Genomic DNA, 26,976 nt, shown 5'->3' on the forward strand with positions numbered 1-26,976 from the left:
GTTCCCACCGGCGAAGTTGGTGTTCCGCTTGTCCGCGCCCAGGCGGTTGGAACGGCCGATCAGCTCTTCAACAGTCTTGTTGGTCATTTTCTATGCGCCCCATCCGGCTTGCTGGCCGCCCACGCGGTCCTCGTTGATCTTCTTCTGGTAGCCACTGGCCTTGAACGCGGTCATCGGGTCCGCGGGCAGGCCACGCGATTCACGCCACTCGGCCAGGACCGGCCGGACATCCGTGTAGAAGGCATCGTTGAAAATGCCGTTCGCGGCCAGGACATCCCCCTCGCGCTGCGCTTCGGTGAGCGCGTCCGTGTCGATAAGCAGGGCACGGGCCGTCATTTCCTGGACATTGAGCACGGAGCGGATCTGGCCCGGGATCTTCTCCTCCAGGTTGTGGCACTGGTCCAGCATCAAGGCCACGCCCGAATCCTTTCCGAAGCCCCCGCCGCGGATGACTTCGTGCATGATGCGGAACAACTGGAAGGGATCCGCGGCCCCGACGATCAGGTCGTCGTCGGCATAGAAGCGCGAGTTGAAGTCGAAGGAGCCCAGCTTGCCCAGGCGCAACAGCTGCATCACGATGAACTCGATGTTGGTTCCCGGGGCATGGTGGCCGGTGTCCAGGCACACGAAGGCCTTCTCCCCCAAAGCCAGCGTCTGTGCATAGGACGTGCCCCAGTCCGGAACGTCGGTGTGATAGAAAGCCGGCTCGAAGAACTTGTACTCCAGCACCAGGCGCTGGCTATCCCCAAGGCCCGCGTAGATCTCCTGGAGGGATTCCGCGAGGCGGTCCTGGCGGCCGCGCATGTCATCCTGGCCCGGATAGTTGGTGCCGTCAGCCAGCCAGACCTTCAGGTCCCGGGAGCCCGTGGCATGCATGATCTCGATGCACTCCAGGTGGTGATCGATCGCCCGGCGACGCACCGCCGAATCGGAGGACGTCAGGGAGCCGTACTTGTATTCGTCGTCCTGGAACGTGTTCGAGTTGATGGTCCCCAGTCCGATGCCAAGGTCCGCCGCGTACTCGCGGAGGGCGGAGTAATCGTCCACCTTGTCCCACGGGATGTGCAGTGCAACAGTCGGTGCAAGGCCCGTCAGTTCGTGGACTTTCGCGGCGTCAGCCAGCTTCTCCTGGATGGTCCGCGGGGTGCCGGGCGTACCGAACACCTTGAACCGTGTGCCCGAATTGCCGTAGGCCCAGGACGGGACCTCGATGGCCAGTTCCCCGAGGCGGCCCAGGGCCGTTTCCGTGGTGTTCATGATTGTTCCTTCTGTTGCCTGTGCGTCGTCTTCGAACAGCAATGCTTTTCTTCCTTGAATCGAAACCGTCTTGAATCGATTCATTCAAGAACCTATTCACACGTTAGGGCCTGCTTCCATGGCGTGTCAACAGTCAATCCCGGAGATTGCCAGTCGAACCACGTAATATTGATGAAGCGATTTGATTCGATTCATCAATTGGGAGGTTGAGCGTGCCAAGCGGCCCGGGAGCAAAGCTGACAGACGTCGCTGCCCTTGCGAGAGTTTCGGTCGGTACGGTTTCGAATGTCCTCAACCGGCCGGACCAGGTGTCCTTCGACAAGAGAACCCGCGTTCTGGCTGCCATCGAGGAACTGGGGTTCGTGCGCAACGAATCAGCCCGCTCGCTGCGTTCAGGATCCACCAGGAGCCTCGGCATGCTTGTGCTGGACGTGCGCAACCCCTTCTTCACCGATGTCGCTTTGGGCGCTGAAAACGTCGCCGAAGACCACAAGCACTCCCTGATCCTGGCCAACAGTGCCGAAGACGCCGGCCGAGAGCAGGCATATCTGGACCTGTTCGAGCAGCAACGCGTCCAAGGCGTTTTGATCACTCCGTTCGGACAAGTTCTTCAGCGGCTCGAAAGAATGCGCGATCGGGGCATCCCCTCAGTACTCGTCGACAGGCTCGCAAGCACGGATCAGTTCTGCTCGGTATCAGTGGACGACGTTGCCGGCGGCGCCACGGCCCTGGATCATCTCGTCAGCGTCGGTTCGGTACGCCCTGCATTCGTCGGCGGCCCTTTCACGCTGCAGCAGGTCGAGGACCGCTATCGGGGAGCCGCCGATGCGGCAGCACGTGCTGGGGTCCCGCTTCAGCTCTTCGAAACGCCGGATCTGAAATTTGAACGCGGGCGCCGGATTGGAGACCTAATGTCCAATCTCCAGTCCGACAAGCGCCCGGACGCCGTGTTTGCCGCCAACGATCAATTGGCTCTTGGTCTCTTGCAATCCTTCGCCGCGAACGGGCTCCGCGTGCCCGAGGACGTCGCCATCGTTGGGTTTGACGACATCGATTTTGCCTCGCAGTCGAGCATCCCGCTCACCTCCATCAGTCAGCCGAGGCAGCTGATCGGCGAGCGTGCCGCACAGCTCCTCTTCGACGAAATCGACGACGAACCCGGTCACGTCCACAGCCAAGTGGTGTTCACACCGGAACTCGTGGCGAGGCAGAGCACCCTGCGCCGCTAGGCGGATCCTTTCGATCCGGCCGTCGGCACGAGATCGCCTTTTTCGGATGAAATGAGCGATATATAAGTCTCCAGTTGGGACCGTAGCTGATCCGCTGAGTGGTGTTCCGGCGTCAGCGTGGCTGTGATCTGTGCACCGAGCGCGAACGTCATGATCCCGCCAACGATGTCGTCGTCGTTCAGCCCCTCCTTCAGTTCGCCAAGTTCCCTGGCTTCACCGAGCTTGTCGAATAGTGCCTCACGCCATTGCTCCATCGAGGAATCATGCAAGGCGGCCTTCGCCGGGTCTGTCAGTGCGCGCTGCCAGAAGGCGATCGCGATTCGCGCCTCGTTGAGCCTCTCGGCGTCGAGCGGCAAAATTTCGTGGCAATAGCTGCGCAATGCAGACAGGCCCCGCTGGCCGGCCGCGGAATCGCTCATGCGGGTGTTCGTCTGGTTGAAGACGTGGCCGAAAGCAAACGTCAAGAGATCGTCTTTCGTAGGGAAGTACGGCTTGAGGGCACCGTTGGCAAAGCCTGCCTCCGTTGCTATCTCGCGCATCGTGGCGCCCTCTATCCCCCTGCTGGCGATGATCCGCCACGTGGCTTCGACAAGCTCCACCCGGCGCTTGTCGTGGTCTACGATCTTCGGCACGCTTTCCCCAAATCTTTTTTTCTACAACCGTTGTGACTCAGATTACACGATGCTATTCTCTACACACATAGAAAATAAATCGCCACACACAAAGGCCTTCCATGAGCACAACTTCCTCTCCCGAAATCGCCGAAATGGCTGCGTTTGCCGGACTGTCTCCGTTTGCATTGACCAGTGCCGAAGACATCACGGCCGTCAGGGGCATTTTGGCTGACGCCGGACTCTTCAACGGATCCATCCGGATCGCCTACCTTGGCCTCCTTGAGCCACCACGGAATGCGGAGGCTGTGGACCGCAGGTTCAGGGCGTTCCTGCACAATGTTTCAACCGGTGCGGCACAGGACGTCGTGGTCTCTGTGACACACCAGGAAGTCGTCTCGAAGGTTGAACTCGACACCTCGGTGACGGGCGAGCTTCCCGTCATCGAAGAAGAGTTCGAGGTGGTCGAAGAGATCCTCGCGCAGGACGAACGGTGGCTCAAGGCCTTGGCTGACCGGAACCTCGACGTCAGCAAAGTCAGGGTCGCTCCCCTGTCAGCCGGGGTCTTCGAGTACCCGGAGGAGAAGGGTCGCCGGATTCTGCGCGGTTTGGCTTTCGTCCAGGAGTTCCCCGGGGACAGCGCCTGGGCCCACCCCGTGGATGGGCTGGTTGCCTACGTTGACGTCGTCAGCAAGACGGTGGACCAGGTCTTGGATTTCGGGGCCGTCCCGGTGCCGCAAGAACACGGCAACTTTACGGACCCGGAGCTGACCGGAGCGATGCGCACCACCCAGAAGCCGATCCACATCACCCAGCCGGAGGGTCCGAGCTTCACCGTCCGCAATGGAAACCACGTCGAGTGGGAGAAGTGGAGCCTGGACATCGGCTTCGATGTCCGGGAAGGCGTTGTTCTGCACAATGTGGCGTTCGACGACGTCGATCGCCGTCGCAGCATCCTCAAGCGTGCTTCCATCGCCGAAATGGTGGTGCCTTACGGCGACCCTTCCCCTGTGCGCTCCTGGCAGAACTACTTCGATACCGGCGAATACCTCGTGGGCCAATACGCCAACTCGCTCGAGCTCGGCTGCGATTGCCTCGGCGAAATCACCTACCTCAGCCCGGTAGTGAGCGACGCGTTCGGCCGGCCACGGGAAATCCGCAACGGCATCTGCATGCACGAGGAGGACTGGAGCATCCTCGCCAAGCACAGCGACCTCTGGAGCGGCGTGAACTACACTCGCCGGAACCGCCGGCTCGTCATCAGTTTCTTCACGACCATCGGCAACTACGACTACGGCTTCTACTGGTACCTCTACCTCGATGGCACCATTGAGTTCGAAGCCAAGGCCACCGGCGTCGTCTTCACCAGTGCCCACCCCGGAAAAGGCTACCCTTACGCCTCGGAGCTCGCTCCGGGCCTTGGGGCTCCGTTCCACCAGCACCTTTTCAGTGCCCGCCTGGACTTCGCCATCGACGGCCTGAGCAACAGGGTCGAGGAAGAGGACGCCGTCCGGGTACCCATGGGAGAAGGCAACGAGCGCGGCAACGCCTTCGCCCGCCGTCGGACTGTGCTCAAGAGCGAAGCGGAGGCCGTGCGGGAGTCCGACATGGCGGCCGGACGGGCCTGGATCATCTCCAATCCCGAATCACTCAACCGCCTGGGCGATCCTGTGGGGTACAAGCTCCACGGACAAGGGCATCCCATGCTCCTGGCGGACCCCCAATCATCCATCGCCCAGCGCGCAGCGTTCGCTACGAAGGATCTGTGGGTGACGCGCTACGACGAGAATGAGCGCTACCCCAGCGGCGACTTCGTCAACCAGCATTCCGGAGGAGCCGGATTGCCGTCCTACATTGCCCAAGACAGGGACATCGATGGACAAGACATTGTCGTGTGGCACACCTTCGGGCTGACCCACTTCCCCCGCCCCGAGGACTGGCCGATCATGCCTGTCGACACGGTGGGATTCAAACTCCGCCCCGAGGGCTTCTTCGACCGGAGCCCCGTCCTCGACGTCCCTGCGTCGAAGCCCGCCGAAGGCGGCCACTGCCACATGGAGGCCCAGAAATGAGTTTAACAACCGGGAAAGAGACCACTGAAGTGGGACACCCGCATCACCATCGACGCCGTCTCGGCGTACCCGCGGTGACATTCATGATCATCGCCGCCTCGGCTCCGCTCACCGTCCTCGCCGGCGGCGTCACGACGACGTTTGCCGTCACGGGGGTAACCGGCGTTCCGCTGTCCTTCCTGCTGCTCGGCGGAACCCTCGCCGTGTTCGCCGTCGGGTACGCGGCAATGAGCCGGTACGTCGTCAACGCCGGCGCTTTCTATTCCTACGTGGCGCAAGGCATCTCGCGGCCGGTCGGCGTCGGGGTTTCCATGGTGGCCCTGATGGCTTACAACCTGATGCAAGTCGGAATCTACGGGCTCTTCGGCTTCACCGTCTCAAGCCTAATCAACGAACGCTTCGGCATCACTGTCCCTTGGTGGATTCCGGTGCTGGTCTGCATCGCCGTCGTCGCATTCCTCGGCGTGAACAGGGTGGACCTGTCAGCGAAGGTCCTCGGGGTGCTCGTCGGCCTGGAGTTCCTTGTGGTGATCGTCTACGACGTCGTCTCCTTCGTTGTGGCACCCGAGGGAGTCAGCGGAGCGCCGCTCAGCCCGCAGAGCCTCTTTGTGCCGGGCGTAGGAGCGGTCCTCTCCTTCGGCATCGCGGCGTTCATGGGATTCGAGTCGGCAGCGATCTACGGTGAGGAAAGCAAGGACCCCAAGCACACGGTCGCCCGGGCCACATACACTGCCGTGGCCATCATCGCCCTTTTCTACGCTGTTTCCTCTTGGGCCATGGCGGTCGGAACCGGACCGTCCGCGGTTGTCGACGCTTCCGCCAAACAAGGACCCGACCTGATGTTCGGCTTCCTCAGTGACCATGCCGGGGTGCTTCTCGCCGACGTGGCCCGCCTGCTCTTCGTCACCAGCCTCTTCGCGGCCCTCGTCAGCTTCCACAACGCCGCAGCGCGCTACTTCTTCTCCCTTGGCCGGGAACAAGTCCTCCCCCGGAAGCTGGGTGCAGTACGGCGGCACAGTGGCGCCCCCTACGCCGGGTCGATCGTCCAGACGGTCATCGCCGTCGTGGTCACGGTGGCGTTCGCCATCGCGGGGACCGGATCATCGTTGGGTGATCTCTACCCTGTCCTGACCATGTTCACGTGGCTGACGAACGACGGCGCCATGGGACTTGTCCTCTTGATGACGATCGTCTCGCTGGCTGTCATTGGATTCTTCCGCAAGAACAGGCATGACGCTGGAATCTGGACCCGCGTGATCGCCCCTGCCCTGGGGTTCCTGCTCCTGGCGGCGATCTTCGTTCTGATCGTGGTCAACTTCAACGTACTGCTCGGCCAAAACGAGACCAATGCGCTGACGTTCATCCTGCCGGCCACGATCATAGTGCCCGGGCTGGTGGGGGTCGCGTGGGCGTTCCGCCTCCGCCGGAGCAGCCCCGCCGTGTATCGGCGGATCGGGCACGGCGAAGAGGGGCCGGCGGTCGTCCACCTCGGGGACGAAGAAGACTTGTAGCGCCGGGACTGACGACTTGTGAACAACATGCACACAACCCTTTCGATAGTCATGCTTGCCTGCTGCGCCCTCGGAATCTGGAGCCCGATGCGCGAAGGACTGGTCAGGAACCTCAGCCAGTGGGGACCGATGGCACTCATGCTCGTTGCGATGGCGGACACGACCGTCGGGCCAGGAATCGTTCCGGGCGTCGTGTGGGGCCTGTTGCTGCTCCTCACGTCCCCTCTTCCGTTGGTGCTCCTGCCCAAGGATCGCCGCGGCGGCATGGAAATACACCGTTCCCTGTCCATGGTGGCCATGTTCGCCATCTTGGTCACAACCCTTCCCACAGCCCCATCCAGTTCAGCACACCAAACACATGCGCATTCAGGACTTGGTGGAGCGAACCCGGTCCTGGCAGTTGCCCTCGCGGCAGCGGTCATCGCCTACTCAATCGCCCTGGCGGCCCGAACGGTTGGGCGAAACGGCCGAGGACACCGTCGTCACCGGTCTGCATCGCTTGAGGCCATCTCTTCGGCGGGCGCCTTGGGCGCCATGATCCTGATGGCCGTCTGACCCTACAACGTTGTCCATCGAAACCATTACCAACTCAGAGTGGAGTAAACCCTTGGAAAGCTACGACGCCCTCCTGGCTTCAATCACCCCGACCACCGGCGAAACCCGCACCATCCTGGACCCAGCCACGGACACCGCCGTCGGCGAGGCCCCGGTCCACACCGTCGGTGACCTCGAGGCCGCCATCACCGCAGCCCGGGCGGCCCAACCCGTGTGGGCCGCTCTGGGCCACGACGCCCGGTCCGCCGCGCTCCTCAGGGCCGCCGACGCCGTCGAACGCTCCGCCGAAGAACTCGCCCGCCTGCTCTCCCGCGAACAAGGCAAACCGCTCAACGGCCCCAACGCCCGCTTCGAAGTCGGCGCCTGCGCCGCGTGGCTGCGCGCCACCGCCGCGACCCCGCTCGACCCCGAAACCATCGTCGACGACGGCGAAATCCGCGCCGAACTGCACTACCGGCCCATCGGCGTCGTCGGCGCCATCGGCCCCTGGAACTGGCCCATGATGATCACCATCTGGCAGATCGCCCCCGCCCTGCGCATGGGCAACGCCGTCGTCGTCAAGCCCTCCGAATACACGCCCCTGTCCGTGCTCGCACTGGCCGCCGTGATCAACGAAGAGCTTCCCGAGGGCCTCCTCACCGTGGTCTCCGGCGGCCGCGACGTCGGCGCCCGGCTCGCCGAACACCCCTCCATCGGCAAGGTCATGTTCACCGGCTCCACCGCTACCGGCAAAGCCATCATCCGCTCCAGCGCCGACACGGTGAAACGCCTCACGCTGGAACTGGGCGGCAACGACGCCGGCATCGTCCTGCCCGACGCCGACCCCAAAGCGATCGCCGAAGGCCTCTTCTGGGGCGCCTTCATCAACACAGGCCAGACCTGTGCGGCGTTGAAGCGCCTCTACGTCCACGACTCCCTCTACGAGGAAGTGTGCACCGAACTCACCAAGGTCGCCGCCAACATGCCCATGGGGGTTGGCCTTGATGAAGCGAACGTCCTCGGACCTTTGCAGAACCGGCAGCAGTTCGACATCGTAGCCCGCCTCGTCGAGGCCGCCCGCGATTCCGGCGCCCGCATCCTGCTCGGCGGCAATCCGGACCCGGGCCTGCCCGGCAACTTCTATCCCACCACCCTCGTGGCCGACATCGACAACGACAACCCGCTCGTCGCCGAAGAGCAGTTCGGCCCCGCCCTGCCCATCATCCGCTACAGCAGCGTGGACGAGGCCGTCGCCAAGGCGAACGCGCTCGACGTCGGACTCGGCGCCTCCGTCTGGTCCACGAACCCAGTCGCCGCCCGCGACGTCGCCGCCCGCCTCGATGCCGGAACCGTCTGGATCAACAAACACGGCAACGTCGACCCCCGCATCCCCTTCGGCGGGGCCAAACAATCCGGCTACGGCCTCGAATTCGGCGTCGAAGGCCTCAAAGCCCTCGGCGTACCCCAGATCATCAACGGCTGACCCAACCAGCCCGCAGTTGTTGTCGTTTTGAGGCTCCAGAACGACAACAACTGTCAGTCAGTTGGGGCGTGCCTCCGTCGCCTTTGAATCTCGACGTAGGCCGTGACAAGGAGCACGACAATCACAGCAAGGGCCAAGACGACGGCGGCGGGAACCACAGCGCTGACCGGTGCGAGCAAGAAAGCGATCACCACAGTAGGAACTGCCCATGGCAGCACTGCGCGTAGAGGCTGACCGTAGCGAAGCGACACGATCGCATTACATCCATAGAAGAGGGCCAGGCCTCCGCCGAGCGAAATCCCGGAACCGAACGGCAAGTGCTCATAAGGCGCTGGAATGGCCGTCGCGATCGCCCCGGCGATCGCAGTGACTCCCAGCACCAGGAGAAACGGCATAAACAAGGTGGTCTGAAGGATCCCGGCGAAGTCGGACCGGGCCTGCAGCCGCTCGAGCCCCGCGGTGATGGTCCCGGTGCCGTATTGGAAGAACGCCCAGCCGAGGAAGGCAACAACGAGGAATCCGAGCGCGCCGACGAGTCCCGCGCCCGGGCCCCAATCGTCGGACACCTCAGTGACGATCGTGAATATGGATTCGCCGAGGACAATGATGACGAACAATCCAAGCCGCTCGGAAGCGTGCTCGATGTTGATGCCACCGATGCCCCGGTTGGGCCAAAGGCGGGCGCCAATCGCCACCATGCCAACCTCGACGACGATCGCGGCAGCCCACAGAATGACAGCGGTCTGGAGAGGCAAGAAGGCCGAGATGAGCCAGAGGAAGGCCGTGCCGCCGTTGTAGATCCAGATCCGCCACGGAGTCTCTGACGAATTTTCGCGGTGTTGGTACAGCCACAAGACCAGCAGGACAACGCGAATGGCGGCATTGGCCAACGAAAAGGCCCAAGCCCGTTCGCCAAAGGCGCCGGGCGCGGCCGCGGCCATGACGCTCGCCGCCGCCATGGCCGCGAGCATCGCGACACCCAGCGCCCTGGACGACAAACCAGGCAGGAGGTTGACCACGGAAACAATGTTCACCCAAGCCCACCACGCCGGAAAGAAAAGCAGGACGTAGGTGCCGAATTCGGCCCATCCAGGATCGCCATGGATCCCGCGGGCAAGCTGCCCAACGAAGGCCACAAAGACGAGGTCGAAGAACAACTCCATCCAGTGGACGCGGCCAGGGTCACGGGCCACCTCGTGTTTCAACCCGCCGGGAACCGGCGACTTATCCATCATTGACCCATGCTATTGGCTGCCGGACTTCCCTTCCCCAGGGGAGCGATTTGGGTTGGCTACTTTCCCTTGAAAGTGAGCATGTCGGAGCCGCTCTTCCAGGTGAGCGTGCCCTGGCTAAATGACATTTCAATGGGTCGCTTCAGGAAATCCACAAACCACTGTTGCCGAGTGGCGGCGTCGGCGGCGCACCCCATGGCGCCGATCCCGAGCGTGCCGACCACCAATGTGTCCCCCGTAATTGTGGCCGCTCCGCTGATCGGCGAGCAGGGAGTTTTCGCAGCGATGTAGAGGGAACCATTCACGGAACTCAATTGCACCGTGAGTCGCCCTGATGCCGCCCAGGGCAGGTCAACGCCGTCTGATGTTCCGGCTGTACTGACGTACTCGGTACACGGAGCCGACGGCAGGAATGCTGCGCACATCTCCCGCGGCGGCGCAGGGGTTGTCACAAGGGACGTGGGGCCCGTCTGGGGAGGCATGGGTGCGGTGGTTCGCGGCTCCCCGGCTTGTTGTGACGCACACGAAGTCAGCGTCGTTCCGATAAGAAGCAGAAGAATCAGCTTTCCTTGCAAACCACCTCTGCACTGCATTGTGCCCCCTGGTAGACGAACGCTGCTCGGTGCCCGCTGTTGAAGGAGTCTATGCCCGTGCTGGGGCTAAGGTCGCGCCGTTGCTCCAGTTCCGAGGGAGCTTTCATTGGTCATGCAGTACCGGCAGTGCGCCCCACGCAGCCCGGGATAGTAGCATGTGGAATGCAGGAATACGCTTTGCGAGGAGCGTCCCACGGACATGGAAAAGTTGGGGGCAAGCAAAAGCAATGGATTCGGAACCGGTACAGCCAGAGGTAAATCCGCGATTCAGCAACACCCGGAAACAAAATACTGATCTTGCCGTCCAGCAACTCCGGGCGGGCGGGTTCACGAACACTCAGGTGGACGAATTCCTCGAGACGCTGCACCGTATGGAGGCCGACGATTCAATACTTGCGCCGCTGACGAATGCCCTACTCGCCATGAACGTCTCAGTCCAGTGGCTAATGTAGGACCCGCCCCCACCTCAAGACTTAGGTAGATCAGTCGGACTCGGCCTGCTGCTCGATGCGTCGACGCTGCTCCTCGAGCTCCTTCTCGCCTTCGTCTTCAGCTTCATAGAGCTTGGAGTTGGTGATCTGGAGTTCACGCATCACAGCGTCAAGCTTCACGTGAAGGGCGGCACTGTCTCTGTTTTGGGTGTTCTGGATGATGAAGACCATCAGAAACGTCACGATAGTGGTGCCGGTATTGATGACCAATTGCCAGGTATCCGAAAATCCCAGCAGTGGTCCAGTGAAGGCCCAAACGATGAGAATGATTACCGCCGCGCTGAATACCCAGGCGTGGCCAAGAACTTTAGCCACCCTCGTGGTGAACCGGGTAAAAAAGTCCTGACGGGAGTCTCCAGTTTTGCCACTCATGCAGACATCATCTCCCATTACCGGGACTGCAACTACTAGTTCGCGCCTTTTGCCCCGCCCCCTTCGGCCAAGCTTGACCACGCCTCGGCCACGCGAGTGATGACATTTCGGCCCAAAATCTTTCCAACGTTGTAATCTGCAGGTTAAGACGGGTACCGGCTTGCGCGCGGAAGAAGGAAAAGTGGCAATTACCATGCGGGATGTGGCCCAAGCGGCCGATGTGTCAATCAAGACGGTATCCAACGTCATCAATGACCATCCAAACATCAAAGCCGAGACGCGCGAGCGGGTTTTGGTAGCCATCGAGAAACTTGGCTACCAACCCAATCTCTCGGCCCGTGGGTTGCGGTCGGGCCGTACGGACGTCATCAGCCTCATCATCCCGGATTTGAAGAACGCATACTTTGCTGAACTTGCCGACGCCGTCATGACGGCCGCCTCAAAGCGCGGGAAAGTCGTGATCATCGAGCAAAGCGGAGGCTCACGGGCACGCGAGTTGGAGATCCTGCATGGCCCACGGATGAGGATGGTCGATGGCGTCTTGTACAGCGTGCTCGGCCTGAGCCAGGAGGACGCGGGCCTCATCGACATCCCGACTCCCATGGTCCTCCTGGGTGAGCGGATCTTTCACGGCCCCACGGACCACGTCACCATGCAAAACATCGAGGCTTCTCAAGCAGCCACGGAACACCTCCTGCAACGCGGACGAACGAAACTACTCGCCTTTGGTGCCCACCGAAATGAAGTCATCGGCTCAGCCGGGCTCCGCTTGGAAGGGTACCGCCGCGCCCTGCAGAAGGCCGGGCTGGATTACCGCGACGAACTGGCAATCGACGTCCAGTCGTGGCACCGGTCCGACGGCGCCCAGGCCATGCGGGAGGTCCTGGCGTCCGGGCTGGACTTCGACGGCGTCGTGGCATTCAACGACTCCCTCGCCCTGGGCGCCATGCGTGTCATGCAGGACGCCGGACTGAGAATCCCCGAGGATGTGGCAATCATCGGCTTTGACGACATCGACGAGACCCGGTATTCACTACCGACGTTGTCGACCATAGATCCCGGCCGGCAGGAGATCGCCGAGACCGCCGTCGCGATGCTCCTTGAGCGGATCGACGGCGCGGCCGAAGCAACGCCCGCCCGCGAGTTTGAAGCAGGTTTCAAGGTCGTCAGCCGGGAGTCCACAGCGATCCAGCCTGCCGAAGACTCCGCCTAATTTCTTCTTGACATGTAAGTCCGGTCACATCATCATGGATTTACAACGATTACTTACATCGATGTAAAAGCTTGGGAATCTCTTCTTGTCCCTACCGAGCCCGTCCAGATCCCGCCAGCATCCGTTGGCTGGAGGACGCCCTACCCTCGCCTGCTCTACCTCCGACGACGACGTCCATGCACGACCGAAGGGAAACTACGTGAACAAGAAAGCAATCGCGGCAGCAGTGTCAGCCGCTGCCCTGGCCGCCACACTGGCAGGGTGCAGTGGTGGCGCGGATGCCGCCAGTGCGGGCTCCAACACCACCAATTGCACCAACAAGATTGTCCATGCCGACGCTCCGAAGGTCTCCGTGTGGGCGTGGTATCCCAACATGGCCACGGTCGTCGACAACTTCAACAACTCCCACACCGATGTCCAGGTCTGCTGGACCGTGGCCGGCCAGGGTGGTCCGGAGTACGCGAAGTTCCAAACAGCTATCCAGGCAGGCAAGGGAGCCCCTGACGTGATCATGCTCGAGGCTGACCAGCTGACGGGTTTTGAACTGCAGAACGCACTTGTCGACCTGAGCAAGTATGGCGCCGGAGACGTCAAGAAAAACTTCAGTGCCGGTTCCTGGAAAGACGTCTCGCAGGGCCATTCGGTCTACGCGATTCCGGTCGACGGCGGGCCCATGGCCATGATCTACCGCAAGGACGTGCTGGACAAGTACGGTATCAAGCCGCCGACGACGTGGGCCGAGTACGAAACGGCCGCGCAGAAGGTCAAAGACGCCGGCGGCCCCGCATTCGGGGATCTTGGCAGCAATGTCCCTGCCGCCCTGACCGCCCTCATGGCCCAAAAGGGCGCCGTTCCCTTCACTTATGACCTGGCAGACCAGAAGAATATCTCCATCCACCTCGACAGCCAGCCGGCCAAGGACGTCCTGAACTACTGGGCAGGGCTCGTGAAGAAGGGCCTGGTTGCCACCCAGGACCAGTTCACCACCGACTACATCTCAGGAATGATCGGCGGCAAGTACGCCACGTACATCTCCGCTGCATGGGCTCCCGGCTACCTCACCGGGTCAGGGGTGGGCAAGGGCAACGAGAAGGGAACATTCGCTGCGGCGCCGCTCCCCCAATGGGATCCAAGCAACCCTGTCTCCGTTAACTGGGGAGGATCCACCTTTGCCGTCACCTCACAGGCCGGTGACCAGAAGCTCGCCGCCGAAGTCGCCAAGGGCCTCTACGCCGACGACGCCTCTCTGACGGATGGCTGGAAGACCCAGACAATCTTCCCGCTCAACCAGAATGTGCTGAAGTCGGACGCATTCACCAACAACGCCGTGGACTTCTTTGGCGGACAGACCGCAAACAAGGACATCTACATCCCGGCCGAAAATGCCTACAAGGGCTTCAATTACAGCCCGTTCAGCGTCTACTACTACGCGCAGCTGCAGGCCGAGACGGTCAAGATCAACGCCGGCAAAGTCAGCGGGGACGAAGCAGCCACCGAGCTGCAGGGCATCATGGTGAACTACGCGAAGAGCCAAGGGTTCACGGTCAACTGACAGGCCCTCCCGTTCCGCCGGCCCCGGGCGGGCGGAACGGGACGGAATCGATCAATAGAAAGTTGCAGGACAGCTCATGGCAGTTCACGGGTCAACGGTGACGTCGTTGCCACACACTTCCACGCCGGACAAGGTGAATCCCCCGCCTCCGCCCGAACGCAGAATCCGCTCCCGCAGCGACAGAATGAATGCACGGCGGGCCAGGACCGGGTGGCTCTTCATCGCACCGTTCGGCGTAGTTTTCGTGGCGTTCCTTCTGGCTCCGCTTGCTTACGCCCTCTACCTCAGCCTGTTCACCAAGGGCCTGGCGACAGGTACGCGGTTCAGCGGTTTGGAGAACTATCTCCACGCTTTCTCGGATCCGCAGTTCCTCAAGGGCGTCTGGTTCGTGGTGCGCTTCTCCTTGGTACTCATTCCGGTCCAGATGGCCGTCTCCCTGGCGGCCGCCCTCGTGCTCGACCACCTCACCACACGGCTCGCCAGGTTCTCCCGGCTCATGATCTTCCTGCCGTACGCAGTGCCCGCGGTGATCGGCGCCCTGATGTGGGGGTTTCTCTACAGTCCGACATTCGGCCCCCTGGAGCAGTTGTTCTCCCTGTTTCACGCGTCGGCGCCCTTCCTGCTCAGTCAGGACAACGTCTTCTATGGCTTGCTCAACGTTGTGACGTGGCAGTGGGCCGGCTATTACATGATCATCATTTACGCGGCATTGCAGGGAATTGATCCGACGCTCTACGAGGCCGCCAAGATTGACGGCGCCTCCGAAAGGCAAGTTGCTTTTCGCATCAAAATACCCCTGGTTTCTTCGGCACTGGTGCTCATTCTTATCTTTGCGCTGATCGGGACGCTGCAGTTCTTCTCCGAGCCGCAAATCCTCGGGCCGGTAGCCAATGGCAGCATCACTCCGGATTTCACCCCGAACATCTACGCGTTCAATTTGGCCTTCGGATACGCCCAGTTCAACTACGCCTCGGCCATATCCTTCTCCCTCGGCATCGTCGTCTTCATCGCGGTGTATATCTTCATGTTCGCTACCCGTAAGAAAGGGAGCAACCTCTCATGAGCGCACTAACAACAAATCTCCCGGCCGCAACCCGGCTGTCGCGGCCCCGTCGCCGCAACGTGGTGGCTCATGTCTTTCTGGGCGTCCTGGTCCTGTATTTCCTGGCTCCCATTTGGTGGCTGTTCGTCGCCAGCACGAAAGACGCCCAAGGACTTTTCGCCGGCTCTTCCGGCGCTATGTGGTTCGACAAGAATTTCAACCTCATCGCGAACATCCAGGACCTTTTCGCCTACAACGGCGGGGAATACGTACAGTGGCTGGGCAATTCGCTGCTCTACGCTGTCAGCGGCGGCTTGGGAGCGACCGCAATCTCGGTCCTGGCCGGTTACGGCTTCGCCAAGTACAAGTTCCGGGGACGGAACCTTACGTTCGCATTACTGATCGGTGCCGTGATGGTCCCCATGACGGCGCTGGTCATCCCTACATTCATCCTGATGTCCAACCTCAAACTGACCGATACCGTGTGGGCGGTCATCCTGCCGTCGCTGCTTAGCCCCTTCGGTGTCTACCTGATGCGGGTATACACCGCAGAAGCGGTGCCTGATGAGTTGCTCGACGCGGCCAGAGTGGACGGAGCCGGTGAATTGCGCACGTTTTTCCAAGTCTCCTTGCCCCTGCTTCGGCCGGCGCTGGTGACTGTCCTGCTGCTTTCCGTCGTGGGGACGTGGAACAACTACTTCCTGCCCTTGGCCATGTTGTCCACTGAGAGGCTCTATCCGCTCACCGTGGGCATCGGGCTCTGGGAGCAGCTGGCTTCGTCCAACAACGGGGGTGGCCACTCACTCTGGAGCCTGATCGTGGTCGGTTCGTTCATTTCCATCATTCCCCTCGTGGTGGCATTCCTCACCCTGCAGAAGTACTGGCAGGGCGGCCTGTCACTCGGCAGCCTCAAATAGGCCCTCAAAGCACCCTTTCTCTCCCCGCTCCTCTCACTGAAAGCAGACCATGGTTTCCGCACGCCTTACCATCGACCCACAATTCGCAGTGGGCACCGTCAATCCCCGCCTCTTCGGTTCGTTTGTTGAACACCTTGGACGCTGTGTCTACGACGGCATCTACGAACCCGGACACCCCAGCGCCGACGCCGACGGCTTCCGCACCGATGTGATCGAGCTCGTCAAAGAACTCGGTGTCTCCACCATCCGCTACCCGGGCGGCAACTTCGTCTCCGGGTTCCGCTGGGAGGACAGCGTTGGACCCAAGGAACAGCGTCCTCGCCGCCTCGACCTCGCTTGGCACTCCACCGAAACCAACGAGATCGGCATGCACGAGTTCAGCACGTGGCTGGAGAAGGTGGGCAGCGAACTCATGCTGGCCGTCAACCTCGGCACCCGCGGCACGCTGGAAGCCTTGGACCTGTTGGAGTACTCCAACATCCGCTCCGGGACGGAGCTGTCAGACCGCCGGGCCGCCCATGGCCGGGCGGAGCCTTTCGGCATCAAAATGTGGTGCCTCGGCAACGAAATGGACGGCCCGTGGCAGTTGGGCCATCGCTCCGCTGACGACTACGGCAAAATCGCATCGCAGACCGCGAAGGCAATGCGCCAGCTGGACCCTTCCGTTGAACTCGTGGTCTGTGGCTCATCCAGCGCCCACATGCCCACCTTCGGAGAGTGGGAGCGCATAGTACTGACCCACTCCTACGACGACGTCGATTACATTTCCTGCCACGCCTACTACGAAGAGAAGAACGGAGACCTGGATTCGTTCCTTGCCTCCGCGACCGACATGGACCACTTCATTGAATCCGTGGTGGCGACGGCGGACCACGTCAAGGCTGTCAATGGAAGCACTAAGACCATCAACATTTCCTTCGACGAATGGAATGTGTGGTATCTCGAACGGTTCCATAACGTGGACAAAATCGAAGGGATGGACAACTGGCCCAAGGCGCCACGGCTGCTTGAGGACACGTATTCCGTGGCCGACGCCGTCGTCTTCGGCAACCTGCTGATTTCACTGCTCAAGCACGCCGATCGTGTCACGGCCGCTTCCCTGGCGCAGCTTGTCAACGTGATCGCTCCCATCATGACCGAACCCGGCGGCCCGGCGTGGAAACAGACCACATTTTTCCCGTTCGCGTTGACATCCAAACTGGCCAAGGGAGTCGCCTTGGATGTGAGGCTGGAAGCGGATACGTACAGCACGGACGCCTACGGTACCGTCCCGCTCATCGACGCCGTCGCGACCTACGACGCGGACGCGGCTACGACGTCGGTCTTCCTGGTCAACCGATCACGGAGCGAGGAGGCAACCGTAACCATAGATCTTGTGGCCCTCGACAGCGCGATCGTTGTGGACGCGCAGACGCTCTCGGACGCGGATGTATACGCCAAGAACACGCTCGACGATCCGAACCGCGTAGGACTGCACCCGAACAAGACTGCCGTGGTGCGCAACGGCGTCGTCGAAATCACCCTGCCTCCCGTCTCTTGGACGGCGCTGCACCTCGGCTGACTTTGTTCAATTGGACAGAAGCCACGCGACATCCCGGTCCGAAGACCGGGATGTCGCGCCTATTTGCATCACCGCCGACCGAACCTCTTTTGCCTGGTCCCGCCCGGTGGGACGATTTTGATATGAGCGAAAACGAAGACCGAAAGCTCGTATCCCCGGCTGCCGGCCAAAACCTTCTCAGGGAAAAGGGCACGTTCGTGGAGGAATACGAACACCCGACCACTCACCAGATGCGCATCGTAGGCCAGCGAAGGACCGAAGCGGAAGCCAAGCTTGAGCGGCAACAGCGGGAGGCGCGGGAGAAATTCCACGAATAAATCGAAGAAGCCCGGGCTAACGGCCATCGCCGATAGCCCGGGCTTCTCCTGTGTCGCGCGAACCGTAAGCGGCCCCCGAGATCTACTCAGTCGATGACGCGGACATCGTAACCGTCGCCACGGGTGATGAGTTGCCTGCCGTGGATCCCGTCGAAGCGCAGCCACATAACCGAAGAATCTGCCGTGGCATCTTCCACTTCAGCGATGCGGACACGCGTGCCGTCTCGGAACAGTTCGATGGTGTGCCCCACCAGCGGTGGCCAGTCGTTGATTTCCCCAAGCATGTGTTCAGCGACAAAGTTCACGGGTGATTCCGAAAGGAACCTGGCCGGAGAGTTCGGCCGTATAGTGACCAGGCTGATGACGCGTGATGAGTATCCCGCAGGTCCTTGATCGCATGGCGGTTTCCTGAAGGTCCTTCACCGCGGCCTAGAGCCGACCGTCGAGGGCGTGCCGGCTCTTCACTTGGATTTCGATGCATTCGGTGGCGTTGAACATTGGAGGGCCTTTCTATATGTGCTCAGTTCTTTCGACGATGCTGACTCGGCTGGGTTATGCCAGTGACCATCGGGCCTTGGTCGACTCGAGCGCTCCTGTGGTCACGCAGCGAATATGGTCCAGTGTGCCTCGTGCACCGAGCCTGCTTCCAGCCGGGCCAGGTCCTGGCCGCTGTTGAAGGCATCCGGTGGGCAGGTCATGGGTTCCACGGCGAGCCCGAGCCGGTTAGGCAAGGGGGTGGGCTTGTCCGCGGTGTGGACCTGTAGCCAGGGGCTGTTCCGGTCCCACGACATGCCGACACCCGTTCCAGAGGGGTCGCGGACTACCATGCGGGCGGTCCCGTCGTCGTCGAACGCGATGTCCGTAAAGGCGTGATCGATTTCCGTCGCGCCGATGGTGCGCGGTGTGCGGAAGTCGAATTCGTGGCCGGCCACGGCGCGTGTGCCCAGGGGTAGCAGCCTGTCCGCGGTGACCTCCATGAAGGATTCGGCGGGAAGTTCGAGAGTCCAGTCGTCCAGCGGGGCGGGTCCTGCCAGCAAATAGGGGTGCGGGCACACACCGTAAGGCGCTGTCCGTTCACCGAGGTTTCGGGCCGTCACCGTGGTGTGCAGTCCGTCGCCATCCAGCCGATAGTCCACTTGCAGCGAGAGCCGGAATGGGTACCCGGCGCTGGCCGCAAGTTCGTAGCCCAGGCTGAGTGTATCGGCGCTGCCGGAGTGAAGTGTCCAGAGCTGGTCGAAGACGAGTCCGTGCAGTGCGGTCCGCCTCGCGGGCTCGTTGAGCGGAAGATGCAGGACGGCGCTGTCGTGGCGGTAGCTTCCATCCGCGATCCGGTTGGGCCAGGGCGCGGCAATGATTCCCCGGTAGTCCGGGATCGGTTCGCCGGAAGGGAACGGGACCACCAGGTCCCGCCCCCGGAAAGTCAGCTGCCGCAGGGCACCGCTTCGCTGGACGATTGAGGCGGTGTAGTCCCCGGCGGCCAGCCGGAATTCCTGGCCGTTCACAGTCCGCCGGCGAGTTTGTAGTAGGCGGCGTTCCAGGCGAGTTCCTTCTTGAACGCCTTGAGGGTGGTGCCTTCGTCGATGGTGAGCAGTTCGGTCCGGGCGATCTCGGCGAAGTCTTCGAACACGTCCATGCCCACCTGGGTGGAGAGGACGGTGTGGTGCGCGGCGCCCGCGGTGAGCCACGCGGCGGCGGAGGTGGCGAAGTCGGGCTTGGGTGACCACAACGCCCGGGCGACGGGGAGGTTGGGCAGCGGTTCGGGGAGGTCGAGCACGTCGACGGCGTTCGCGACGAGGCGGAAGCGGTCGCGCATGTCCGAGAGTGCGACGACGACTCCGGGGCCGGCGTCGGTGTCGAAGACCATGCGGACGGGGTCTTCCTTGCCGCCGATGCCCAGCGGGTGGATCTCCACGCGCGGCTTGGCCGCGGTCAGGGAGGGGCAGACTTCGAGCATGTGCGCGCCGAGGATCTTCTCCTGCCCCGGGGTCAGGTGGTACGTGTAGTCCTCCATGAGCGAGGCGCCGCCGGGCAGCCCGGCGCCCATGACCTTCGCGGCCCGGACCAGGATCGCGGTCTTCCAGTCGCCTTCGGCGCCGAAACCGTAGCCGTCGGCCATCAGCCGCTGCACGGCCATCCCGGGAAGCTGCCGCAGCGCGCCCAGGTCTTCGAACGACGTCGTGAACGCGGCCGAGCCGTTTGCCTCCAGCATGCTGCGCAGGCCGAGTTCGATGCGGGCGCTGTAGCGCAGCGCCTCATGCCGGGCCGCGCCGGCGCGCAGTTCGGGGGCGACCTCGTAGAGGCGCTCGTACTCGGCGACGAGGGCGTCGACATCGGACTCCGGCGCGCCGTCCACGGCGTCAGCGAGTTCGTTCACGGACCAGGTGTTGACCGAGACGCCGAAGCGCAGCTCGGCTTCGGTCTTATCCCCTTCTGTGACGGCGACGTTGCGCATGTTGTCCCCGAAACGCGTCAGTTTCAGGGTGCGCACGGCGGCCCAGCCGGCGGCGGCGCGCTGCCAGGCGCCCACCTGGCGGGTGACTTCGGGGTTGGAGACGTGCCCGACGACGGTCTTCCGCGGCACGCCGAGGCGGGATTGGATGTATCCGAATTCACGGTCGCCGTGGGCTGCCTGGTTCAGGTTCATGAAATCGAAGTCGATGTCCGCCCACGGCAACTCGACGTTGGCCTGGGTGTGCAGGTGCAGGAGGGGCTTGCGGAGCAGGTCCAGGCCCTGGATCCACATTTTGGCCGGGCTGAAGGTGTGCATCCAGGCCGTCACGCCGATCACGGCGTCATCCGCGTTCGCCTCCAGCGCGGTGCGGCGGATCGCGTCCGCGTCCGTCAGCACGGGCTTCCAGACCAGCTTGACCGGAACAGCGGAAGACGCGTTCAGGGCGGCGGCGATCTCCTGGGACTGCGCAGCGACCTGCTTGAGGACGTCCTCGCCATAGAGGTGCTGGCTGCCGGTGAGGAACCAGACTTCGTAGTGTTCGAGGGAGGTGTTGTGGGCTATGGGCATGGGTTTCTCCTTGAAAGTTTGGGGGCGCCGGGCGCGTTAGCGGCCGTAGACGTTCTGGTAGCGGCTGTAGAGGGACTCGATCTGGCCGGCGTCGATGGGCAGCGGCTCGCCGAGCTGCCGGGAAATGTGGACCGTGCGGGCCACTTCCTCGCACAACACGGCGGCCTTGACGGCGGAGCGGGCGTCCTTGCCGATGGTGAACGGGCCGTGGTTCTGCATCAGGACGGCTGGTGAATGGGAGGCGCGGAGCGTGTCCACGATGCCGCGGCCGATCGAGTCGTCCCCGATGAGCGCGAACGGGCCCACCGGGATGGTGCCGCCGAATTCGTCGCCCATCATGGTCAGCACGCACGGGATCGGTTCCCCGCGCGCGGCCCAGGCCGTCGCGTAGGTGGAATGCGTGTGGACGACTCCGCCGACGTCGGGCATGTTCCGGTACACGTAGGCGTGCGCGGCGGTGTCCGACGACGGCGAGAGGTCTGGGTTGCCCCACGCGACAGTGCCGCCGCTCTTGGTGTTGATACCGCAAACTGGTGTGCCGTGCAGGTCCGTGACCACCATGAGCTCCGGGGTCAGCGCATCGTAGGACACCCCTGATGGTTTGATAACCATCAAGTCATGCTCGGGGACGCGGGCCGAGACATTGCCTGCGGTCCAGACCACCAGCTCGTAGCGGGTGAGTTCGGCGTGCAGCGCGCACACCTCGGCCCGGATCCGTGCAATTGTCTCCAGCAGGGCGCTCATGCCGAGGCCCCCGCGGGGATTGCGGCAAGCAGCGACGCGCTGTTCCGCTGGATCTTCTTGAGCCGGTGCATGACCTCGTTGGCTCCCCTGCCGAAGTAGTCGTGCAGGGTCCGGTATTCGCGGAACAGCTCCTCGTAGGCGGCTACGTTTTCAGGGATCGGCGTGTAGACGGCGCCCGGCTCGGATCCCATGGCGGCCGCGGCCTCCCGGATGTCCGGGTACTCCCCCGCGGCGACGGCCGCGTGGATCGCCGAACCCAACGCGGGACCCTGGGTGGAGCCGATCGTGGAAAGCGGCAGCCCCGTGATGTCGGCGTAGATCTGCATCAGGAGCTTGTTCTTCAGGAGCCCTCCGGCAACGATGAACTCCTTCACCGGCACTCCGGAGTCGCGGAAGGCGTCCACGATGGTGCGGGTGCCGAAGGCCGTGGCCTCCAGCAGGGCCCGGTAGATGTCCTCCGGGCGCGTTGCGAGGGTCTGGCCCACGATCACTCCGGACAGTTCGTGGTCCACCAGGACGGACCGGTTCCCCGAGTGCCAGTCCAGGGCGATGAGTCCGTGTTCACCGATCTCCTGGGTGGAGGCGAGTTCGGTGAGGTATTCGTGGATGCCCAGCCCTGCTGCTTCGGCGGCTGCATGGTATTCGGGCGGGACTCCGTACTTAGTGAACCAGCCGAAGATGTCGCCCACCCCGGACTGGCCGGCTTCGTAACCCCAAAGACCGTCCACGATCCCGCCGTCGACCACTCCGCACATGCCCGGCACCTCGCGAAGGACGTCGGCGTTCATGACGTGGCACGTGGAGGTGCCCATGATCGCGACGAGCTGTCCCGGCTGCACGGCCCGCGCCGCAGGCGCGGTGACGTGGGCGTCCACATTCCCGACCGCGACGGCGATGCCCTCGCGCAGGCCGGTCCAGGCGGCGGCTTCGGCCGTCAGGTAACCGGCCGCATCACCCAGGCGGCCGATGGTGTGTTCGAGCTTGCTGGACACGAAGTCCGTGAACGCCGGATTCAGGGCCCCGAGGAATTCCCCGGACGGGTAGGCGCCGTCCTGGTAGATGCCCTTGTACCCCGCGGTGCACGCATTCCGCACATAGTTTCCGCACAGCTGCCAGACGATCCAGTCAGCGGCTTCCACCCAGTGGTCGATCGCCGCATACGCTTCCGGGTCCTCCTCCAGGAGTTGGAGGCCTTTGGCGAACTCCCACTCAGATGAAATGAGCCCGCCGTAGCGCGGCAACCACGATTCGCCCCGCTCGGCGGCCAGCGCATTGATGCGGTCCGCCTGGCCCTGGGCCGCGTGGTGGCGCCACAACTTCACATACGCATGCGGCCGGTTGGCGAAGCCGGGTAGCTCGTTCAGCGGAGTGCTGTCGGCCTTCACCGGCACCATCGTGCAGGCCGTGAAGTCCGTGGCAATCCCGACGACGGCGGCAGGATCGATCCCCGCTTCGCGCACCGCGGCCGGAACCGCGTGACGCAACACGTCGCGGTAGTCTTGCGGCACCTGCAGCGCCCATTCGCCCGGAAGGCGGACAGCTGGTCCAGCAGGCGCGCCCGCCAGATCGGCCGGCAAGGCCTCCGTGATGACGGCATGCGGGTACTCAAACACGCCGCTTCCCAGTTCTTTGCCGTCCCTGACCCGCACCACCACGGCCCTGCCCGAAAGCGTGCCGTAGTCCACGCCGATGACGTAATGTTCGTTGCCGTCCGCTGCGACGTCCATGAAAAGTCCTCCAATAACCAGTCCGCAGCCTTGCGGACAGAATCAATTGTGAGCGCTAACAATGTATCCGTCAAGCCGTCCAGCCCACATGAACAGAAAGCGATCAGGCGGGAGCCGACGTACTTTGCCGCACCACCAACTCGGGCTCCACCACGGTGGTGCCGACGCTTTCCCCGTTCTCGATGCCGCTCAGCATGAGATCCATGCAGCGCCGCCCGAGTTCCTCGAAGTCCTGGCGCACCGTGGTCAACGGTGGCGTGAAATAGCCCGATTCGGGCTGGTCATCGAAACCCACCACCGAAACATCCTCGGGCACCCGGACACCGGCCTCGTTGAACGCACGCAGCAGGCCCAATGCCATCTGGTCATTTCCCACGAAAAGCGCGGTGGCAGTCCTTTCGTCGGCAAGCTTCTTGCCGATGTCATAGCCGCTGCCGGCACTCCAGTCCCCCACCACCAGCAGGTCGTCCTCAAGGCCCGCGGCCTGCAAGGCCTCGCTCCACCCTTCGGAGCGGGCCACGCCGTCGATCCAGTCCTGAGGGCCGGCCACGTGCCCGATCCGGCGATGCCCTTGATCCACCAGATGCCTGACGGCCAATTCCGCGCCCCGCCTTTGGTCCACCATGGCACCGCCGACGGAGGCGCCGCCCAGCGACCCCACGGCCACCACGGGAACCCCGGGGTTCACTTCCGCCAACGCGAGCAGGGTTTCCGAATGCGGCACGATCACCACGATCCCGTCCACGGACTGATCCAGGAAATGCCGGACCGCATCAAGGATCGACTCGCGATTGACCGTCCTCAAGGCTGCGATGCTGACGAAATAGCCGGCATCCCTCGCCGCTTGTTCCACGCCGAGCAAGGTGTTCGCCGGGCCGTATTGTGCCAGCTCGCTCGCCAGGACGCCGATGGTCTGGGAACGGCGGGTCACGAGGCTCCGCGCGGCCGTGTTGCGCCGGTAGCCCAGCTCGGCGATCGCCGCCTCGACGCGCTCCCGGGTGCCTTTACTGACGTTGGGGTGATCGTTGATCACCCGGGAGACGGTCTGGTGCGAGACTCCCGCCAGTTCCGCTACGTCTTCAAGCCGTGGCAAGCGCCCGCTGGTATTTGTCATGGGGCTATTGTGCTCGACGTGGAGGCCATGCGGCGAACGGGGCCGCTGTGACTCGCAGCCTAGGCTACCGGTCAGTACAGGACCACAGGCGTGCCGGGGATAGACTCGATCCAAGCCCAACAACCACCATTTGAGGAGCCCCATGCGCGCCACCATCATCCACGGTCCAGGCGACATCCGTGTTGAAGACCGTAACTACCCCACGGTCCAGCTGCCCACCGACGTCGTTGTCAAAGTCACGGCCTCCTGCGTCTGCGGATCGGACCTGTGGCCGTACCGCGGTGTCAAGCCCACCCACAAGCCTTCGGCCATCGGACATGAATTCATCGGTACCGTGGAGAGCGTCGGCAACGCCGTCACCACCCTGGCGCCCGGCGATTTCGTGATCGCTCCGTTCGTGGTCAGCTGCGGCAACTGCCCGCAGTGCCTCGCTGGCGTCACAGTGGCCTGCGACCACTTGGCAGGCTGGGGCGGCAAGGATGACAGCGGTCACGCGATCGACGGCGGCCAGGGCCAGGCCGTCCGGGTACCCCTCGCCGAGTCTACGCTCGTCAAAGTTCCCGGCGTCACGGAGCCCGACGACGCCCTCCGCGCGAGCTTGCTGACGCTCTCCGATGTGATGGCCACCGGCCACCACGCCGCCCTCGCGGCGAAGGTCGGCCCCGGCAGGACGGTCGTCGTCGTAGGCGACGGCGCAGTAGGGCTCTGCGGCGTGCTCGCAGCAAAGCGGCTCGGAGCCGAACGAATCATCGCGATGTCCCGGCACGCCGACCGCCAGGCGATTGCCCTCGAGTTCGGCGCAACGGACATCGTCGCAGAACGCGGCGAGGACGGCGTAGCCAAGGTCCGCGAGTTGCTGGGCGGCGTTTTGGCCGACTCCGTGCTGGAGTGCGTCGGGACCAAGGAATCCATGGAACAGGCACTACACAGTGTCCGCCCGGGCGGCGCCCTCGGCTTTGTCGGTGTCCCGACAGGCGGAGCCGAAGCCCCGTTGCGCTACTTGTTCGACACGAACATCTCGATTGCCGGCGGAATGGCGCCTGCGCGCACGTACATCCCCGAACTGCTCGCGGACGTGCTCGACGGCAAGATCAATCCGGGCCGGGTCTTCGACACCGTGATGCCGCTCGAGGAAGCCCCCGCGGCCTACCGCGCCATGGACGAACGGCGCTCCATCAAGGTCCTGCTCACTCCCTGAGGCCGTGGTCGGAACCCGTGGCTTCTTGCGGGATAGGTGGACCGTGGCGTGCACGCGGGAACGGCGAGAGAATCCATATAGGAAGGCTGGCCTGAACCCAAAGGAGTGAACAGTCGTGCGTGCGTGGTGGGTCCGGGAACCAGCTCCGATTGAATCCGGGCCACTTGTTTGGGGCGAACGCCCCGATCCTCAACCAGGAGTGCGTGAGCTCCTGGTCAGAGTCGGGACCTGCGGTGTATGCCGCACGGATCTGCATTTGGCCGAAGGCGACCTCACCCCTCGGAGGCCGAATGTAGTCCCCGGCCACGAGGCAGTAGGAGTAGTCAGCGAGGCGGGCGAAGGGTGCGTGCGGTTCCGGCGCGGTGACAGGGTCGGAGTGGCATGGCTGGGTGGAACCTGCGGGAGCTGCGGGTTCTGCCGCCGCGGCGACGAGAACCTTTGCCTCTCCCCCGTCTTCACGGGTTGGGACAGGGACGGTGGCTATGCCGAACAACTCACGGTATCCGAGGATTTTGCCTATGCCATCCCGCCCCGGTTTTCGGACGAACAGGCGGCCCCTCTGTTGTGCTCCGGCATCATCGGGTACCGGGCGCTCAAACGGGCCGCTGTTCCGGAGGGTGGCCGGCTGGGCATCTATGGTTTCGGAGGATCCGCCCATCTCACGGCGCAGATGGCGCGCCACCAAGGAGCGCAGGTCTACGTGATGACCCGTTCGGAGTCGGCCCGTGCACTGGCGCGCGAGCTGGGCGCCGTGTTTGTCGGAGACGCGTATGATTCCCCGCCCAGCCCCCTCGACTCGGCGATACTTTTTGCCCCGGTCGGGGACCTCGTCCCTGTCGCCCTCAAGGCATTGGACCGGGGCGGTACCCTCGCCATTGCCGGAATCCACCTGAGTGACATACCGCCCTTGAACTATTCTGCCGATCTCTTCTATGAGCGGCAGCTCCGCAGTGTCACCGCCAACACCCGGGCAGACGGCGAAGAGTTCTGGTCCCTGGCCGCGGAAATTCCGCTGGCTCCCACCACGACGGTGTATCCGTTGGCTCAGGCCGATCGGGCGCTCCGGGATTTGGCCGGTAGCCGTGTTACCGGAGCTGCCGTCCTGAAGGTCTGAATTGCGCATGTCCCCCATCACAGACGGGCAGGCCGGAGCAAAAAACGGCGATCGGCGGGTCCGATGACGGCCC

At 63.2% G+C, this 26,976-nt stretch carries 25 protein-coding genes; 14 read left to right on the top strand and 11 right to left on the bottom strand.

The genetic code is table 11. The features are described 5' to 3' along the window. Positions 1 to 90 precede the first annotated feature (90 nt). Entirely contained in the window at positions 91 to 1,257 is a 1,167-nt protein-coding gene (gene rhaI / locus QRN52_RS08295; RefSeq protein ID WP_284752257.1) for an L-rhamnose isomerase, read from the bottom strand. A gap of 212 nt (positions 1,258 to 1,469) precedes the next feature. Between rhaI and QRN52_RS08300 the strand changes: the two genes are divergently transcribed. Next, positions 1,470 to 2,486, top strand: a complete 1,017-nt coding sequence (locus tag QRN52_RS08300) for a LacI family DNA-binding transcriptional regulator (RefSeq protein ID WP_284752258.1) — start codon at positions 1,470 to 1,472, stop codon at positions 2,484 to 2,486. On the opposite strand, the gene QRN52_RS08305 is transcribed toward QRN52_RS08300, so the two are convergent. Beyond that, positions 2,483 to 3,118, bottom strand: coding sequence for a TetR/AcrR family transcriptional regulator (locus tag QRN52_RS08305; protein ID WP_284752259.1), 636 nt, complete (start codon positions 3,116 to 3,118; stop codon positions 2,483 to 2,485). The genes QRN52_RS08300 and QRN52_RS08305 overlap by 4 nt on opposite strands. A 134-nt stretch (positions 3,119 to 3,252) precedes the next feature. Between QRN52_RS08305 and QRN52_RS08310 the strand changes: the two genes are divergently transcribed. From QRN52_RS08310 to QRN52_RS08325, 4 genes are read left to right on the top strand one after another with little or no spacing between them, the layout of a single operon-like run. Beyond that, entirely contained in the window at positions 3,253 to 5,169 is a 1,917-nt protein-coding gene (locus QRN52_RS08310) for a primary-amine oxidase (protein ID WP_284752368.1), read from the top strand. Next, the gene (locus QRN52_RS08315; RefSeq protein WP_284752260.1) at positions 5,166 to 6,680 is read left to right on the top strand and encodes an APC family permease; all 1,515 of its coding nucleotides are present in this window, start codon (positions 5,166 to 5,168) and stop codon (positions 6,678 to 6,680) included. The genes QRN52_RS08310 and QRN52_RS08315 overlap by 4 nt, the downstream gene beginning before the upstream one ends. A 27-nt stretch (positions 6,681 to 6,707) precedes the next feature. Next, positions 6,708 to 7,235, top strand: coding sequence for a hypothetical protein (locus QRN52_RS08320; protein WP_284752261.1), 528 nt, complete (start codon positions 6,708 to 6,710; stop codon positions 7,233 to 7,235). 52 nt (positions 7,236 to 7,287) lie between these two features. Beyond that, positions 7,288 to 8,697: an aldehyde dehydrogenase family protein gene (locus QRN52_RS08325; RefSeq protein ID WP_284752369.1), complete on the top strand. Its 1,410-nt coding sequence runs from the start codon at positions 7,288 to 7,290 to the stop codon at positions 8,695 to 8,697. 53 nt (positions 8,698 to 8,750) lie between these two features. Here QRN52_RS08325 and QRN52_RS08330 read toward each other — a convergent pair whose 3' ends face one another. Together QRN52_RS08330 and QRN52_RS08335 are read right to left on the bottom strand one after the other, a co-directional pair. Next, positions 8,751 to 9,932, bottom strand: coding sequence for a low temperature requirement protein A (locus tag QRN52_RS08330; protein WP_284752262.1), 1,182 nt, complete (start codon positions 9,930 to 9,932; stop codon positions 8,751 to 8,753). A gap of 56 nt (positions 9,933 to 9,988) precedes the next feature. Beyond that, positions 9,989 to 10,411: an META domain-containing protein gene (locus QRN52_RS08335; RefSeq protein WP_284752263.1), complete on the bottom strand. Its 423-nt coding sequence runs from the start codon at positions 10,409 to 10,411 to the stop codon at positions 9,989 to 9,991. Positions 10,412 to 10,749: 338 nt separating this feature from the next. On the opposite strand from QRN52_RS08335, the gene QRN52_RS08340 reads away from it, so the two are divergent. After that, the gene (locus tag QRN52_RS08340) at positions 10,750 to 10,974 is read left to right on the top strand and encodes a hypothetical protein (protein WP_284752264.1); all 225 of its coding nucleotides are present in this window, start codon (positions 10,750 to 10,752) and stop codon (positions 10,972 to 10,974) included. Between the two features lie 30 nt (positions 10,975 to 11,004). On the opposite strand, the gene QRN52_RS08345 is transcribed toward QRN52_RS08340, so the two are convergent. After that, the gene (locus QRN52_RS08345) at positions 11,005 to 11,385 is read right to left on the bottom strand and encodes a low affinity iron permease family protein (protein WP_284752265.1); all 381 of its coding nucleotides are present in this window, start codon (positions 11,383 to 11,385) and stop codon (positions 11,005 to 11,007) included. 181 nt (positions 11,386 to 11,566) lie between these two features. Here QRN52_RS08345 and QRN52_RS08350 point away from each other — a divergent pair, with 181 nt between their 5' ends. From QRN52_RS08350 to QRN52_RS08375, 6 genes are all read left to right on the top strand, one after another. Beyond that, positions 11,567 to 12,598 (top strand): LacI family DNA-binding transcriptional regulator, encoded by a 1,032-nt coding sequence (locus QRN52_RS08350; protein WP_284752266.1) that lies wholly within the window; start codon positions 11,567 to 11,569, stop codon positions 12,596 to 12,598. A 199-nt stretch (positions 12,599 to 12,797) separates the two neighbouring features. Further along, positions 12,798 to 14,150, top strand: coding sequence for an ABC transporter substrate-binding protein (locus QRN52_RS08355; RefSeq protein WP_284752267.1), 1,353 nt, complete (start codon positions 12,798 to 12,800; stop codon positions 14,148 to 14,150). Positions 14,151 to 14,226: 76 nt separating this feature from the next. Continuing rightward, positions 14,227 to 15,213 (top strand): carbohydrate ABC transporter permease, encoded by a 987-nt coding sequence (locus QRN52_RS08360; protein ID WP_284752268.1) that lies wholly within the window; start codon positions 14,227 to 14,229, stop codon positions 15,211 to 15,213. After that, positions 15,210 to 16,109 carry a carbohydrate ABC transporter permease gene (locus tag QRN52_RS08365; protein WP_284752269.1) on the top strand — a complete coding sequence of 300 codons (900 nt, stop codon included), beginning with the start codon at positions 15,210 to 15,212 and terminating at the stop codon, positions 16,107 to 16,109. Before QRN52_RS08360 ends, QRN52_RS08365 begins: the two co-directional genes overlap by 4 nt. A 49-nt stretch (positions 16,110 to 16,158) precedes the next feature. After that, the gene (gene arfA / locus QRN52_RS08370; protein WP_284752270.1) at positions 16,159 to 17,670 is read left to right on the top strand and encodes an arabinosylfuranosidase ArfA; all 1,512 of its coding nucleotides are present in this window, start codon (positions 16,159 to 16,161) and stop codon (positions 17,668 to 17,670) included. Between the two features lie 122 nt (positions 17,671 to 17,792). Next, positions 17,793 to 17,987 (top strand): hypothetical protein, encoded by a 195-nt coding sequence (locus QRN52_RS08375; protein ID WP_284752271.1) that lies wholly within the window; start codon positions 17,793 to 17,795, stop codon positions 17,985 to 17,987. Between the two features lie 86 nt (positions 17,988 to 18,073). Here the strand turns inward: QRN52_RS08375 and QRN52_RS08380 are convergent, their stop codons facing one another. The 6 genes from QRN52_RS08380 to QRN52_RS08405 all read right to left on the bottom strand — a co-directional run bounded on the left by QRN52_RS08380 (position 18,074) and on the right by QRN52_RS08405 (position 24,591). Beyond that, on the bottom strand, positions 18,074 to 18,292 hold the full coding sequence (locus tag QRN52_RS08380; RefSeq protein WP_284752272.1) for a hypothetical protein: 219 nt from the start codon (positions 18,290 to 18,292) through the stop codon (positions 18,074 to 18,076). A gap of 294 nt (positions 18,293 to 18,586) precedes the next feature. Further along, positions 18,587 to 19,489 (bottom strand): aldose 1-epimerase family protein, encoded by a 903-nt coding sequence (locus tag QRN52_RS08385; RefSeq protein ID WP_284752273.1) that lies wholly within the window; start codon positions 19,487 to 19,489, stop codon positions 18,587 to 18,589. After that, positions 19,486 to 21,006, bottom strand: coding sequence for an L-arabinose isomerase (gene araA, locus QRN52_RS08390; RefSeq protein ID WP_284752274.1), 1,521 nt, complete (start codon positions 21,004 to 21,006; stop codon positions 19,486 to 19,488). Before araA ends, QRN52_RS08385 begins: the two co-directional genes overlap by 4 nt. A gap of 36 nt (positions 21,007 to 21,042) precedes the next feature. Then, entirely contained in the window at positions 21,043 to 21,750 is a 708-nt protein-coding gene (locus QRN52_RS08395; protein ID WP_284752275.1) for an L-ribulose-5-phosphate 4-epimerase, read from the bottom strand. Continuing rightward, positions 21,747 to 23,477, bottom strand: a complete 1,731-nt coding sequence (gene araB, locus QRN52_RS08400; protein WP_284752276.1) for a ribulokinase — start codon at positions 23,475 to 23,477, stop codon at positions 21,747 to 21,749. The genes QRN52_RS08395 and araB overlap by 4 nt, the downstream gene beginning before the upstream one ends. Before the next feature lie 103 nt (positions 23,478 to 23,580). After that, complete coding sequence (locus tag QRN52_RS08405) at positions 23,581 to 24,591, bottom strand: LacI family DNA-binding transcriptional regulator (RefSeq protein WP_284752277.1); 1,011 nt, start codon at positions 24,589 to 24,591, stop codon at positions 23,581 to 23,583. A gap of 142 nt (positions 24,592 to 24,733) precedes the next feature. On the opposite strand from QRN52_RS08405, the gene QRN52_RS08410 reads away from it, so the two are divergent. Then, complete coding sequence (locus tag QRN52_RS08410) at positions 24,734 to 25,789, top strand: zinc-dependent alcohol dehydrogenase family protein (protein WP_284752278.1); 1,056 nt, start codon at positions 24,734 to 24,736, stop codon at positions 25,787 to 25,789. Positions 25,790 to 25,904: 115 nt separating this feature from the next. Beyond that, entirely contained in the window at positions 25,905 to 26,903 is a 999-nt protein-coding gene (locus QRN52_RS08415) for a zinc-dependent alcohol dehydrogenase family protein (protein WP_284752279.1), read from the top strand. The last annotated feature ends 73 nt before the right edge of the window (positions 26,904 to 26,976 follow it).

Origin of the sequence: Arthrobacter sp. efr-133-R2A-120 (assembly GCF_030209835.1) — a bacterium.
Classification (GTDB): domain Bacteria; phylum Actinomycetota; class Actinomycetes; order Actinomycetales; family Micrococcaceae; genus Arthrobacter.

Coding starts and splice junctions, on each gene's coding strand:
- QRN52_RS08375 (WP_284752271.1), top strand. CDS start 17,793: ATGAGCGAAAACGAAGACCGAAAGCTCGTATCCCCGGCTGCCGGCCAA.
- QRN52_RS08335 (WP_284752263.1), bottom strand. CDS start 10,411: ATGCCTCCCCAGACGGGCCCCACGTCCCTTGTGACAACCCCTGCGCCG.
- QRN52_RS08360 (WP_284752268.1), top strand. CDS start 14,227: ATGGCAGTTCACGGGTCAACGGTGACGTCGTTGCCACACACTTCCACG.
- QRN52_RS08345 (WP_284752265.1), bottom strand. CDS start 11,385: ATGAGTGGCAAAACTGGAGACTCCCGTCAGGACTTTTTTACCCGGTTC.
- araB (WP_284752276.1), bottom strand. CDS start 23,477: ATGGACGTCGCAGCGGACGGCAACGAACATTACGTCATCGGCGTGGAC.
- QRN52_RS08340 (WP_284752264.1), top strand. CDS start 10,750: ATGGATTCGGAACCGGTACAGCCAGAGGTAAATCCGCGATTCAGCAAC.
- rhaI (WP_284752257.1), bottom strand. CDS start 1,257: ATGAACACCACGGAAACGGCCCTGGGCCGCCTCGGGGAACTGGCCATC.
- QRN52_RS08405 (WP_284752277.1), bottom strand. CDS start 24,591: ATGACAAATACCAGCGGGCGCTTGCCACGGCTTGAAGACGTAGCGGAA.
- QRN52_RS08410 (WP_284752278.1), top strand. CDS start 24,734: ATGCGCGCCACCATCATCCACGGTCCAGGCGACATCCGTGTTGAAGAC.
- araA (WP_284752274.1), bottom strand. CDS start 21,006: ATGCCCATAGCCCACAACACCTCCCTCGAACACTACGAAGTCTGGTTC.
- arfA (WP_284752270.1), top strand. CDS start 16,159: ATGGTTTCCGCACGCCTTACCATCGACCCACAATTCGCAGTGGGCACC.
- QRN52_RS08315 (WP_284752260.1), top strand. CDS start 5,166: ATGAGTTTAACAACCGGGAAAGAGACCACTGAAGTGGGACACCCGCAT.
- QRN52_RS08395 (WP_284752275.1), bottom strand. CDS start 21,750: ATGAGCGCCCTGCTGGAGACAATTGCACGGATCCGGGCCGAGGTGTGC.
- QRN52_RS08320 (WP_284752261.1), top strand. CDS start 6,708: ATGCACACAACCCTTTCGATAGTCATGCTTGCCTGCTGCGCCCTCGGA.
- QRN52_RS08310 (WP_284752368.1), top strand. CDS start 3,253: ATGGCTGCGTTTGCCGGACTGTCTCCGTTTGCATTGACCAGTGCCGAA.
- QRN52_RS08330 (WP_284752262.1), bottom strand. CDS start 9,932: ATGATGGATAAGTCGCCGGTTCCCGGCGGGTTGAAACACGAGGTGGCC.
- QRN52_RS08365 (WP_284752269.1), top strand. CDS start 15,210: ATGAGCGCACTAACAACAAATCTCCCGGCCGCAACCCGGCTGTCGCGG.